The organism is Microbacterium arborescens, assembly GCF_030369635.1.
Taxonomy (GTDB): domain Bacteria; phylum Actinomycetota; class Actinomycetes; order Actinomycetales; family Microbacteriaceae; genus Microbacterium.
Genome location: NZ_CP128474.1, coordinates 2,023,240 through 2,036,523, shown reverse-complemented (window position 1 = coordinate 2,036,523; position 13,284 = coordinate 2,023,240). Strand labels below are relative to the sequence as shown.

At 72.1% G+C, this 13,284-nt stretch carries 8 protein-coding genes; all 8 read right to left on the bottom strand.

Going from position 1 to position 13,284, the window contains the following annotated elements; genetic code table 11:
* Position 1: 1 nt before the first annotated feature.
* Positions 2-3,955, bottom strand: coding sequence for an ATP-dependent RNA helicase HrpA (hrpA, locus tag QUC20_RS09630; RefSeq protein WP_289329716.1), 3,954 nt, complete (start codon positions 3,953-3,955; stop codon positions 2-4).
* Between the two features lie 32 nt (positions 3,956-3,987).
* Complete coding sequence (locus QUC20_RS09625) at positions 3,988-4,704, bottom strand: hypothetical protein (protein ID WP_120264265.1); 717 nt, start codon at positions 4,702-4,704, stop codon at positions 3,988-3,990.
* Between the two features lie 62 nt (positions 4,705-4,766).
* On the bottom strand, positions 4,767-6,230 hold the full coding sequence (locus QUC20_RS09620) for a protein kinase (protein ID WP_289329715.1): 1,464 nt from the start codon (positions 6,228-6,230) through the stop codon (positions 4,767-4,769).
* Entirely contained in the window at positions 6,223-7,077 is an 855-nt protein-coding gene (locus tag QUC20_RS09615) for a PP2C family protein-serine/threonine phosphatase (protein WP_289329714.1), read from the bottom strand. The genes QUC20_RS09620 and QUC20_RS09615 overlap by 8 nt, the downstream gene beginning before the upstream one ends.
* Complete coding sequence (locus tag QUC20_RS09610) at positions 7,077-8,387, bottom strand: FHA domain-containing protein (RefSeq protein WP_289329713.1); 1,311 nt, start codon at positions 8,385-8,387, stop codon at positions 7,077-7,079. Before QUC20_RS09610 ends, QUC20_RS09615 begins: the two co-directional genes overlap by 1 nt.
* Positions 8,388-8,438: 51 nt before the next feature.
* Positions 8,439-10,943 (bottom strand): transglutaminase domain-containing protein, encoded by a 2,505-nt coding sequence (locus QUC20_RS09605; RefSeq protein ID WP_289329712.1) that lies wholly within the window; start codon positions 10,941-10,943, stop codon positions 8,439-8,441.
* Positions 10,940-12,295 carry a DUF58 domain-containing protein gene (locus tag QUC20_RS09600; protein WP_289329711.1) on the bottom strand — a complete coding sequence of 452 codons (1,356 nt, stop codon included), beginning with the start codon at positions 12,293-12,295 and terminating at the stop codon, positions 10,940-10,942. The genes QUC20_RS09605 and QUC20_RS09600 overlap by 4 nt, the downstream gene beginning before the upstream one ends.
* On the bottom strand, positions 12,292-13,257 hold the full coding sequence (locus QUC20_RS09595) for an AAA family ATPase (protein WP_289329710.1): 966 nt from the start codon (positions 13,255-13,257) through the stop codon (positions 12,292-12,294). The genes QUC20_RS09600 and QUC20_RS09595 overlap by 4 nt, the downstream gene beginning before the upstream one ends.
* Between the last annotated feature and the right edge of the window lie 27 nt (positions 13,258-13,284).

The window sequence follows — 13,284 nt, the reverse complement described above, 5'->3', positions numbered from 1 at the left end:
ATCAGCCCTTGCCGGCGAGCATCTTGGTGATGCGCTGGATCGACACGGGCTCGGCCGTGCCGAGACGCTGCGCGAAGAGGCTGACCCGGTACTCCTCCAGAAGCCACCGCGCGTGCCGCAGGTTCGGGGGAGCATCGTGGGCAGGGGGGATCGTGCCGCCGGCTTCGGTGTAGAGCGTCGCGGCGCGCTCGAACTCGGTGAGACGCTGCCGATCGCGGCCGGGGTTGTCGCTCAGCGAGGTCACCCGCTCGAGCGCGCCCTGGAGGTATCGGGGCAGATGCGCGAGCCGCGCGGTACCGGTCTGCGAGAGGAATCCGGGGAAGACCAGGCCGGCCAGCTGCTGCTTCACATCGCCGAGGGCGGCGAGCAGCACCATCGAGTTCTCTTTGCGGATCGCCCGCTCGACGTCGCGCTGAAGGGTCAGGATGCGTGCGCTCAGCGAGACGGTCTGGAACAGCTCGTCGACGACAGCCGCCGAGAACGCATCCCGCACCGCCTGGAACTGCGCCGGCGTGCGGACGGATGCCGCCGTGCGGTCGATGACCGCGTCCGCGACGGCGACGCGCGCGTCCTCGATGAGCGCCTTCGCCGACGGGTAGGGAGAGGCCGCGAGCGCGAGCTTCTCGGACGCGGTGAGGTGGTCGAGCACGTACGTCGCCGGAGACGGGACCGACAGCAGCACGAGCCGCCGGACGCCTGCGCGGGTCAGGCGCTCCGCTCGATCGGGGGTCGCCTCGATTCGCAGGGTGACGGCCGTTCCCTCATCGACGAGGGCGGGGTAGCCCCGCACGACGCCGCCGGCGACCCTCGTGTCGACGAGCTCGGGGAGGTCGCCGAACGTCCAGTCGGTCAGGCCGCTCTGCTCGGCGATTCCGGCTCGCTGGTCACTGCCGGATGCGGCGCCGAGCGCGGCGGCCGGCGCCGCTGCGGCGGGTTGCGAGCCGGGGCGCGGGGCGGCCTTCGCGAGCGAGCGAGCCACCGACGCCCGGCTGCGGTTCGCGAGCCGCTGCTGCAGCTCGGCCAGGTCGCGAGACGAGCCGAGCGGACGCCCGCGCTCGTCGACGGCGCGGAACGACATCGACAGGTGCGCGGGCACGCGCTCGAGATCGAAGTCGGCCGACGTGACCGGCTGATTCGCGACGCGTTGGATGCGGGCGGCGAGCGCTTCGCGCAGGGTGCGTGCGGGCAGCCCGTCTCGCGACTCGGGTCCGTCTGCGGCCAGCTCTTCGGCGAAGCGCGACGCCCAGTCGGCCGCGGGTACGACGTGCCGCCGGATGGCCTTGGGCAGCGCGCGAAGAAGCCCGGCGATCAGCTCGTCGCGCAGACCCGGCACCTGCCAGTCGAACCCGTCGGGTCGGAGCGAGGCGAGGAGTGCGAGCGGGACGACCACGCTGACGCCGTCGTCCGAGGCGCCGGGCTCGAAGCGGTAGGCGAGTGAAAGCACCTGATCGCCCTGGCGCCAGCGCGCCGGGAAGGCGCGCTCGTCACTACCGGATGCATCACCGGCGAGGTCGCTCTCGGTCATGTCGAGCAGGCGCGGCGTGCGGGCCGTGGCGTCGCGCCACCAGGCTTCGAACGAGCGGACGTCGAACACGTCGCGGGGGATGCGGGCGTCGTAGAACGCGAACACCGCTTCGTCGCCGACCAGGATGTCGCGACGCCGTTCGCGTTCCTCGATCTTCTCGAGGCGTCGCCTCAGCTCGAGGTTGCGCCGCTCGAAGGCGGTGAGCCGCTTGTCGAGGTGCGTGGAGTTCCAGTCGCCCTCGACGAGCGCGTGCCGCAGGAACAGCTCGCGGGCGAGCTCGCGGTCACGCCCGGCCAGCTGCACGCGCCGGCGGGGGACGATCTCGACGCCGAAGAGGGTGACCTTCTCGGCGGCGACCGCGGCGCCGGCATCCTTCGACCAGTGCGGGTCGCTCATCGACCGGTGCGCCAGGTCTCCGGCGAGCTCCTCGGCCCACGCCGGGTCGATCGCCGCCACCGTGCGGGCGTACAGACGCGAGGTCTCGACGAGCTCGGCGGCCATCACGGCGTCCGGCGACGCTTTACGCAGACCCGAGCCGGGGAAGATCGCGAACTTCGCGCCCCGAGCGCCGCGGTACTCGGCGCGGGGGCGCTGCGGCTTGCTCCCACCGCCCCGACCACCCGTGGCACGCGCGTTCGAGGTGCTCCGGGTGTCGAGGACGCCGATCTGCGACAGGAGGCCCGCCAGGATTGCACGGTGCACGCGGTCGGGATGCGCGGCCCCCGCGACGACGGGGCGTTCGTCGCTCTCGCGACGGCGACGGTCGCGGTCTCCGCGAGCCAGCGTGCTGAGCTGACGGTGGACGTCGAACCACTCGCGCACCCGGACGTAGTTCAGGTACTCGGCGCGGCACGCGCGGCGGAACGCGCTGGAGCCGAGTTCGCGCTGTTGGTCCTGCAGGTGGTTCCACAGGTTCAGCAGCGTCAGGAAGTCGCTCGTCGGATCGGTGAAGCGGGCGTGCAGCCGGTCGGCTTCCTCGCGCCGTTCCTCCGGGCGCTCACGTACGTCCTGGATCGACATGCCGGCCACGATCGCAAGCACGTCGCGGGTCACGTCGAGTGCGCGAGCCTCGACGAGCATGCGGGCGAATCGCGGGTCGATCGGCAGGCGCGAGATCTCACGGCCGGTCTCCGTCAGGCGCCAGGCGCCCTTGTCGTCGCGGCGCACCGCGCGCAGTTCCACGAGCAGGTCGAACGCGGCCTTCACGCCACGCGAGTCCGGCGGGGTGAGGAACGGGAAGTCGGCGATGTCGCCGAACCCGAGCGCGAGCATCTGCAGCACCACCGATGCGAGCGAGGTGCGCAGGATCTCCGGCTCGGTGAACTCGGGGCGCGAGGTGAAGTCGTCCTCGGCGTAGAGCCGAACGGCGATACCGGGGGAGGTTCGGCCCGCACGGCCGGCTCGTTGCTGGGCGGATGCCTGCGACACGGCCTCAATGGGCAGGCGCTGGATCTTCGAGCGATTGCTGTAGCGCGAGATCCGTGCCGTCCCGGCGTCGATGACGTACCGGATGCCGGGCACGGTGAGACTCGTCTCGGCGACGTTGGTGGCGAGGATCACGCGGCGCCGCACACCGGCGACCCGTGAGGGCTCGAAGACGCGGTGCTGCTCGGCAGCCGAGAGGCGACCATACAGGGGCAGCACTTCGGTCGGACGCGCGTCTCTCGCGTAGGCGGAGCGCACGGCATCCATCGCGTCGCGGATCTCCGCCTCACCGGGGAGGAAGACGAGGACGTCGCCGTCGGGCTCACGGTCGAGCTCGCGCAGCGCCGCGACCAGGCCGTCGACATCATCCGTAGCGGACTCGTCATCGCCGGCGTCGTCATGGGGGCGGTAGCGCACCTCGACGGGATAGGTGCGACCCGAGACCTCGATGATGGGCGCGGGCGCGCCCTGAGCGTCGGCGAAATGCGCGGCGAAGCTCTCGGGGTCGATCGTCGCCGAGGTCACGATGACCTTCAGGTCGGGCCGACGGGGGAGGATGCGGCGCAGATACCCGAGCAGGAAGTCGATGTTCAACGATCGCTCGTGCGCCTCGTCGATGATGATCGTGTCGTACCGGCGCAGCATCCGGTCGCGGTGGATCTCGTTGAGGAGGATGCCGTCGGTGACCAGCGCCACCCGGGTGTCGGCGGATACCTGGTCGGTGAACCGCACCTTGTAGCCGACAGCCCCGCCGAGCGGGACTTCCATCTCGGCGGCGATGCGCTCCGCGACCGTCCGTGCGGCGATCCGACGCGGCTGCGTGTGCGCGATGCTCGTGCGTCCGAGTTCGAGGCAGATCTTCGGCAGCTGGGTCGTCTTACCCGAGCCGGTGGCCCCCGCGACGATGACGACCTGGTGGTCGCGGATGGCGCGCGCGATCTCGTCCCGGGCCGCGCTGACGGGCAGCTCGGGTGGGAACGTGATCACAGGGGCGGGCGAAGACACAGCCCTCCATCGTACGGCGCCACGGCGCGGGTTCAGGCCTGTTCGCTGCGGACCTCGTCGAGGAGCGGCAGATCGGCGGCGGTCACGAGGCGGGAGAGTACGGCATGCTCGACGAGTCGCGCACGGCGGTTGGTGGCGAGCTTGCCCACGCCGCCGCGGAGACCGCGGACACCCTCGCGGTCGAGCTTGTCGCACACGTTGTCGAGCTTGCGGTTGAACGTCGTCAGCGGCCAGCCCAGCCGCTCGGCGGCCGCCGCCGACGTGGGCACCTGACTCGAGCCGACCATGCCGCCTCGCAGGATCGGCTCGCACATCGCCACGAGCAGCAGGCGCTGGCTGGAGGTCAACGCCACCGCACCGACCGTCGTCGTGCCGACGTGCTCGTCGGTGGTGCGGGGGAAGCTGTCGCGCACGGTGAATCGTGACCCGTCGGTGTGCACCGTCAGCTCGTACGTGTAGGCGCCCGCGGTGAACATCACCACCAGGGCGGGGAAGACCAGGGGAACCCGAGCCCCCGGGCCGAGGACGGCCTGATAGGCGCCGTCGGGGGTGGCGAGACTGACGGAGATCGACTGACCGGTGTTCGACAGCCACCACAGGCCGTGTTCGGCATCGATGGCGAGCAGCCGACGGTGCAGATACGGGTTCGTGTCGATGATGAGGTCGGCGTCGCGCCCGATCGCGTAGGTGGTCCCCGCGACGGGCCGGAACCACTCGCCGCAGAACTCGATCGCGACGCTCTCGGTGATCTCGCCCGAGGCCGGGCCCACCTCCTCGCGCTCGTGCTCGTCGGTCTCGTGCTCGATGGCTGTCATGCTCCTCCTCCGATGATCATCACGATGGCCGTCGCGGCGGCCCCGAGGACGATCGCCCCGACGCCGATGACCGCGATGACTGCGCCCCTGCCGCGCCGTCGCGGCGCGACCGTCGTCATGGGCTGTCTGACCGGCGCATCGACGCGGACGCGCGAGACCTCGGCGAGTGCAGGCGTGTCGCGCACCCGATAGCGCTCGCCGTCGACGTCGGGACCGATCGCCTGCCGTGCCGTGTCGACCCGCCCCCGTACCAGGTCGTCACGTCGCTGCCGCCGCACGAAGGCGGTCGGCTCGACGTCGGGGCCGATCGCGGGACGCTCCGACGGTGTCGGGGCCTCGTCCGCGACGGGAAGCGACCGTGCCGCCAGACGGGTGTGGTCGTCGTCGGGTGCGCTGTGGCGGGTCGAGAGGACGGTGTGGTCGTCGTCGGGTGCGCTGTGGCGGGTCGAGAGGACGGTGTGGTCGTCGTCGGGTGCGCTGTGGCGGGTCGAGAGGACGGTGTGGTCGTCGTCGGGTGCGCTGTGGCGGGTCGAGAGGACGGTGTGGTCGTCGTCGGGTGCGGTGTGGCGGGTCGAGAGGACGGTGTGGTCGTCGTCGGGTGCGGTGTGGCGGGTCGACAGGACCGTGCGCTCGTCCTCGTCCGGCGCCGGAACTTCCGCCGTCGCGGCGGCATCCGGTTCCCGGACGTCGAGGTGCGTGATGGGGAGGTGCCGATCGGCCTCGATGCGCTGGAGGGCGAGGCCGAACTCCGCGGCTGACGGCCCATCGCCCGCCGCGGTGGCCTCGAGGGTGGCGAGCACGAGCGTCTCCAACTCCGCGGGCACGGCATCCGCACCGGCGAGAGCCGACGTCGTCTCGGCGATCGGGCGTCCCGTCAGCAGCTCGGTCGCCGCTACGGCCAGGCCGTGGACATCCGCCGCTCGTGCCGCAGTTGTCGCACCGGACACGTCGCGGCGAAGCAGGGCGTCGGTGTCGAAGCCGATCATCGCCGGCCAGCCGTAGTCGGTCGTCAGGACGTTCTCGATGCCGACTCGGCCGTGGGCGATGCCGCTGCGGTGGGCGGTCTCGACGGCGCCGCACAAGCGGACCAGCAGCCGCAGTGCCTCGGGCACGCTCATCGGCGAACGGGACGCCGTTTCGGCGAGGTCGGCGCGTGAGCAGTACTCCATCACGAGAAACGGACGGCCCTCGTCCGTCGTCCCGGCGGAGTGGACCGTCGTCACGCTGGGGTGCGTCGAGAGGGCGACCAGTCGCGCTGCTGCGGCGGTGAACACCTCGCGCTCCCGGTGGTCCAGCGGATCGCGGAACACCTTGACCGCGATCGGATCACGGCCGGCGGCATCCCGGTACAGGTGCACCTCGGCCCGATCGCCGGACGCCAGCATCCGCTCGGGACGACGGCCGTCGATCTCACGCGGAGTCGGCAACGGATGCCGCGACCTGCGGCGCAGCTCAGCCATGATCCGTTCGGCGACGTCGCGAGCGCGCTGTGGCGACCTCGACCGTCGCGGTGACGGACTCGCTGTTCATGATGCCCCCGGTGGTGTCTTCGAGCCGAGGACTGATGCCGCCGGCGATGACGTCGAGCACGATCGTGCTGATGTTGTCGCGGCCTCCGTGAGCGAGCGCCTGGGCGACGAGCGATTCGGCCGTCTGCGCGGGCGAGCCGCCCATCATCAGGCCCGCGCGGAGCGCCTCGTCGGAGAGTTCGCCGGTCAGTCCGTCGGAGCAGACGACGATGCGCTCTCCGGTGACGATCGGGATGAGCCAGAAATCGGCGCGGCTGCGCTCGCCGCCGATGGCGCGGGTGATGACGTTGCGACCTTCGTAGGTGGCCATCTGATCGCGCGTCAGCTGGCCGGCATCGACCAGCTCCTGGGCGACGGAGTGGTCGATCGTCAGCTGTTCCAGGCGCTCGGCGAGCAGACGGTACACGCGTGAGTCGCCGACGTTGACGATGAGCCAGCGCCGCACGCCGCCCTGCTGGACCGCAACCACCCCCGACAGGGTGGAACCTGCGCCGCGGGAGGTGCCGGCGGCGACGACGGCGACAGCAGAATGAGCTCGCTCGACGGCGTCGGCGACCTCCTCGGGACGCAGGTCGTCGCGGCCCACGAGCGGCCGGAAGACCTCGATGACGGCGGCCGACGCGCGGTCTCCCGCGTCGTGTCCACCCATCCCGTCGGCCACGACGAAGACCGGGTACTCGGCCAGCAGCGCGTCCTCGTTCACCGACCGGCGGCGCCCGGTGTCGGTGCGACTGCCGCTGGTGACGTGGACGTCGATCGGAGGTGTGGCGGTGGTCATCAGGCCTCGGTGAGCTCGAGCTCGGCGTCGCCGAGGTGGAAGACACCCGAGACCGGCGTGGCCCCGGACGCCTCGACGTCGTCGGGGCCGACGAAGACGCCGTTGGTGGAGGCCAGATCGGTGATCGTCCACCCGGTGCCGGTGTGACGCAGCAGCGCGTGGGTCTTCGAGACAGTGCGGGTGACGTCGTCGACTGCGACGATCTGGGCGTCGGGGGCTTCGTCGGGCGCGAGCGGGTTGCGGCCGAGGACGACAGCGGTGGCCGACAGGACGACCGTCGATCCGTTCGGCAGCCGGAGCGCCGTCTGCGGACCCCGACGAGCCGCGAGGACGGTGTGGTCGTCGAGATCCGCCTCCTCGGCGGCCGGGGCCGCATCGGCGGCGATCGGGGTCGCGGCGACGGGCGCCGCGGGCTGGGCCGACGGCGCCGCCACCGCGGCGCTGGCCGGGGCGGACCACGCCTGCGGAGCCGCGGGAGCCGCCGACGCGGCCGCGCCGGTCTCGGCGGGCGGGGGCGGCGGTGCCCAGGGGCTCGCGCTGATCGGCTCGGAAAGCGGGGGCGCGGCCGGCGCGGCTCCGGCGGCGGGAGCTCCGGGCGCAGGCTGAGACGGAGCGAACAGCGGGGGCGCGGGCACAGCAGCCGGCGCCGGTGTCGCGAGCGACGCCGCGACAGGCGAGGTCGGGACCCCGGTGCCGCTGGGCGGGGGAGAGCGGAACGGGGCAGGCTCCGTCGGCGCCTCGCGGCCGAGCCACCGCGCCGAGCCCCACCCGACGACGCTCGCCCACACGGGGAACAGCAGCGCGCCCAGCACGACGTAGCCGGTGCTCAGGCCGAATCCGCGACACAGGGCGCGCAGCATCCGGATGTGGATCACCAGGGCGAACGCGAGGAATGCGAGCCAGATGAGCGCGGGGACGATCGCCGCCGCAGCGAGCGCACCCGCCGCGCTGCCGGCGTCGCCGCCGAAGCCCGCGTTCAGGGCGATCCCGGCGAAGAGGCCGGCGACGACGCCCGTGATGATCGTCACCAGGACGGCGCCTCCCGCCAGCACCGCAGCCCACCAGCCGCGCATGCCGGCCAGGACGAAGAGCTCCCAGATGTTCAGCACGGGCACCCAGGCCCGCCACGGGTCGATCCCCGTCTTGCGGAACACGGCGGTCAGCGCGAACGCCGTCCACACGTAGATGCCGATGCCGAGCACCACTTGGACGACTCCGAGCGCCGCGAAGGCGCCCGTGGGACCGCCGTTCGCGCCGCCGAGCGCGAAGACCGCCGTTGCAACGTCGATCGTGAAGCCGTGTGCCCTCACCTGTTCTCCTGCCCTCGAGCGCGGTGCGTCCCGCGCGTGCCGCGTGCCACCTTATCGATCCCGTCGGTCGCGCGGCAGTCGTTGCGCCCGGGCGACACGACGCTCGCGTCGTACCAGGGAGCGCAACGACACCCGCGCGCGGAGCCGTGCCCAGAATCCGAGCCCGTGGTCGAGCCGGGAACGTTCGGATTCGACGATGCGCCAGAAGCGGTCGGCATCGTCCTGATCGGGCGGCGCGACGTCGAACACCGAGCGGTCGGCGAGCGTGGCCAGTTCGGCTGCGCCGGCTGACCCGCCGTAGGCGGTGACGAGCTCGTGGCGGGTCCGCGATCCCGGCCCGGGGAGACCGTGGTCGACGGCCGCGTCGACGAACTCCTGCCAGCCGCCGGTGAATCGCTCGACGGGGTCGGCACTGGCACGGCGTCCCCGCCGGCGCGCGAGCTTCACCAGCACGATGAGCGCGAACGGTCCGAAAAGGAGCAGGAGGACGAGCAGCGAGATCCCGCCGATGCGGAGCGTCGTCCACAGCGCCGAGAGGTCCTGCGACGTCGCGGTGTCATCGCCGGGGCTCCGACCGCCGTCGCTCGGATTGGCGTCGGCGGGCTGCACCGCCTCCGCCTGCTCCTGCCGCACGTCGGTGGGGATCTTCGGGTCCTGCCGCTGCTGGGTGTCAGGGGAGGGGAAGACGGCGTGCTGGGGCGTGACGTCGACGGGCACCCACTCCGGTCCGGCACCGCGCACCTCGAGCCATGCCGAGATGTCTCCGGCCGTGCAGACGCCGTCGTCGCAGGTCGACAGGGTGTCGTCGGCCGACTCCAGGCGCATGCCCACGACGATCCGCGCGTCGAAGCCGAGCCGGTCTGCGATCATCATCGCGGCCACGGCGAACTGCTCGTCGTCGCCGACGGCGGCCACGAGCGCGGCGTCATCGTCTCCGCCGACCTCATCCTCACGGGCGAGCAGATCGGTGAAGAGCTGATCGATGCGGTCGGTGGAGTGCCCGGCGCGGCTCGGCTGGAACGCGTAATCGCCCAGGTCGGCGGTCCACGACGGGGGCGCCGCCGCGTCGATCGTGAGGGCGTGGCTGAGGAACCCCCGCGCGCGCAGCAGCTCGACGAGCTGCTCGAGACCGGCGCCGCCCGAACCGTTCGCGTTTTCGTCCACCCACCGCACGAGGCTCTCGGGCACGATGTCTTCCCCGAGCGTCGGAGCCGACCGGGCGGGCTCGAGCGACCCGAGCGCCGGGACGGCCTCGGGGTAGGCAGCGCCCTGCCGGTACTCGGCGCCGGTCCGCAGCCGCGGCTCAGCCAGCTGCACGCCCGCGGAGGTTTCCGCGTTGTAGTAGAAGCCGTCGGCGAGAGTCGCGGCATCCGCGCCGTCGAAGTCGATCGAGGTGACCGATCCCACCGTCGGCATCCAGACGCCGTCCCAGCCCTCGACGGCGATGCGCGCCGAACCGGTCACCGACCCGGCATTCGCGGGGAGAGCCGACGGGACGCGGGTGAAGGACGATCGCGCATCACCGGATGCGGCGGTCGGGTCGACGACCCGGGCGACCCGACCGTCGTAGAACGGCAGAGTCGCCAGCCGCACCCGGTCGACGCCGTCGGGGGCCGCGACGCGGAACATCGGCTGATCGAACCGGTCGTCGCCGAACCACGTGCGGTACTGCCCGAGCGGGCTGAGCTCGGCGGCGAGCTCGAGGCGGGGATCGACATCGGCCCGGAGGACCTCGCGCGGCGATCCCGCGAGCGCCCAGGGGGCGACGAACGTCGCGCCGACCAGGCCGATCGCGACCATCCCCGCAGCGGTCGCGGCGCGCCCGGCCAGTCCGCGGAGAGGGCGGCTTCCGCTGCGCACGCCCGTCGCGGCCGTGGCGGTCGCGATCGCGCGTCGGCGATCCGCCGTCGTCCGCCACACGATCGCGACGAGCGCCGCGACCAGGGCCGCCATTCCCACGAGCGCTTCGCGGCTGAGCGTCAGCGGACCGAGGGCGGGGGCGGGCATCGGGGCCGTGGAGCCGAACGTGATACCGAAGACCGTGGGGATGAGCGCAGCGATGACCGCGAGCGGCCACCAGCGACCGCCCCGCCACGCGATAGACAGCGCCAGCACCGTGGCCGCGAGGAAGACCAGGAGCGCCGGCGCGAGGGTCGCCTGATAGCTGCCGAGGGGCAGTTCGAGGGTCAGGAGGTCTTTCCACCCGGTGACCGGGGCCGTCACGACGCCACGAAGCCCCTGCAGCGCCTGCGGCACGGAACCCAGTGATCCGGGAGCGGCGAGGGGCAGACCGAGCACGAGGTACGCGCCGATCGTGACGAGCGCGACCCACCAGCCGTTCAGGCGCCACCGCAGGCCGGCCACGGCGATGGCCGTCGCCGCGATCGTGGCGACGATGACGAGGACGACGAACGCCGGGCCCCGGTAGATCGGCCAGGCGGCGAGGGCGCCCACGGCGACCACGAGCAGCAGCACCGCGGCCTGTACGACGAGAAAACGCCACGGCGTGCGTGCGGCGCGTCGAGCGCGCAGGTCGCGGCGCGCGGGTGTGCTCATGACTGGGCCGCCCGCGACAGCAGCTGGCGGAGGTCGTCGAGCAGGCCGATCGAGAGCACCGACATGGCCCCGAGCGACCTGAACCCGGGTTCGGCCTCGAGCGAGCAGGTGACCGCGATGACCCCGACGTCGGCGGGGAAGGCGAGCGCGGCGGACTGCAGCTGCGCGGCGGTGAGCGTCGAGCCGCAGACGAGGAACGCGATCGAGACGTCGGGGTGGCTCTCCGCGGCGAGCGACGCCGCGTCGCGCAGCGGGCTGACGTGCTCGATGCGGTCGAGTCCGGCGAGGTCGTCGAGCAGCGTGCGGGTCGTGATGGTGGTGAGCTCGCGGATGGTGCGGATGCGGCGGCGAGCGAACTCCGGCACCTCGCCCCCGACCACGACGTCGACGTCGCGGCCGTCGCGGATGCCGCGGATACCGAGCGAGGCGGCGGCGCTGACGGCGAGCTCGAACTCGTCGTCGGAGGCGTACTCGTCGTCGCCGACCGCGAGAGCGATGACCATGCGGCTGCGCCGCGTCTCCTCGTACTGGCGCACCATGAGGGTGCCGGTCTTCGCGGTCGACTTCCAGTGGATCTGGCGCTGCGAGTCGCCGGCGACGTAGGGGCGGATCGCATGGAACGAGAAGTCGGCGTCGACGACGGTGCGCGACGCGCTTCCCTCGAGATCGCGGATGTAGCCGGTCGTCGTGCTGCGCAGGGTCGTGGTGACGGGGTGTATGTACAGCGTGTGCACGTCATCCCACGTGCCCTCGCGCTTGAGGATGCCCAAGGGGTCGCCTCGCACGGTGCGCGCGGGGCCGACGGTGATGATGCCGCGCCGGTGCGTGGGCACCACGACCTGCTCGGTGTGGGTGTGCCCATGGCGCAGCAACGGCACGTGCACGTCGACGATGCCGTCGCCCACGGGGACGTCGATACGGCCCGGAAGGGCGGGCGCGGTGCCGACATTGGTCACGACGAGGGTCCCCTCGACCTGCGTGCCGGCGACGACCCGGTCGTGCTCGAGCCGTAGGTCGACCTGGTAGGCGCGCGCGCTGAAGAGGAACGGCACCGACAGGGCCAGCAGCACGAGGGCGACCACGCCGGCCGCGGCGAGCTCCATGAGGCCGAGCGGCAGTCCGATGCCGAGTCCGAGGACCGCGGTGATCACCATGAGCCACCCGGCCACCGTGACCGTTTCGGAGATCCACCGCGCCGTCGCCCGTGCCGCGCGACGCAGACGCCGCCACGACTGCAGGCCGCGCACCGCGAGCACGGTGGTGCGGCCGGTCGTGCCGAAACGCGTGCGCGCGAAACCCGTGCCCTCCGAGAAGGAGGTTCGGGTCAGGCGGGACTCGGTGTCGAAGCTCACACGGTCTCTCTCTGGCTGGGCGGCACCGTGTCGAGGAGCACCTGTCCGATGACCGCCCCCGCCGTCACGCCGTCGAACTCCGCCTCGGGGTCGAGGATGAGACGGTGGGCGAGCACCGGCTCGGCCAGCGCCTTCACATCGTCGGGCGTGACGTAGCTGCGACCATGCGCGATGGCCCACGTCTTCGCTGCCTTCGTCAGCGCGATCGCGCCGCGGACGCTCACGCCGAGGCGGACCTCGGTGGCCAGGCGCGTCGCCTCGATCAGGCGCGCGATGTAGTCGAGGACGAGCGCGTCGAGGTAGACGCCGCGAGCGATGTCGGCCATGCTCACGACGCCCTGGGGCGTGATGACGGGGGAGACCTCGCGGCGGGACTCGGCCGCGCCCTCGAGGATGCGCACGGTCGCGGCGTGATCGGGGTATCCCAGCGTCGTCTTCATCAGGAAGCGGTCGAGCTGCGCCTCGGGCAGCCGGTAGGTGCCCGCCTGCTCGACGGGGTTCTGGGTCGCGACGACGAGGAAGGGCACGCCGACGCGCCGGCTCACACCGTCGACGGTGACCTGGCCCTCCTCCATGACCTCCAGCAACGCCGACTGGGTCTTCGGCGAGGCGCGGTTGATCTCGTCGGCGAGCACGATGTTGGCGAAGATCGGTCCCTGGTGGAACTCGAACTCGCCGCGGCTCTGGTCGTAGACCGTGATGCCGGTGACGTCGCCGGGCAGCAGATCGGGAGTGAACTGGATGCGGCTGCTCGTACCCTGCACTGTCTGACCCATGGCGCGCGCGAGCGATGTCTTGCCGGTGCCCGGGTAGTCCTCCAGCAGCAGGTGGCCCTCGGAGACCATCGCGGTGAACGCGAGCTCGATGACGTGGCGCTTGCCGAGGACGACCTTCTCGACGTTGTCGACGAGCGTCGCGAACGTCTCCTGGAACCAGGAGGTCTGCTCCGGTGTGATGCTCATGGGGTCCTCTCGCTTCGCCTTCTCGGC

What these genes read in the sequence shown, in the direction of transcription:
- QUC20_RS09620 (WP_289329715.1), bottom strand. Translation starts at nt 6,230, where the DNA reads ATGGCTGAGCTGCGCCGCAGGTCGCGGCATCCGTTGCCGACTCCGCGT.
- QUC20_RS09615 (WP_289329714.1), bottom strand. Translation starts at nt 7,077, where the DNA reads ATGACCACCGCCACACCTCCGATCGACGTCCACGTCACCAGCGGCAGT.
- QUC20_RS09605 (WP_289329712.1), bottom strand. Translation starts at nt 10,943, where the DNA reads ATGAGCACACCCGCGCGCCGCGACCTGCGCGCTCGACGCGCCGCACGC.
- QUC20_RS09595 (WP_289329710.1), bottom strand. Translation starts at nt 13,257, where the DNA reads ATGAGCATCACACCGGAGCAGACCTCCTGGTTCCAGGAGACGTTCGCG.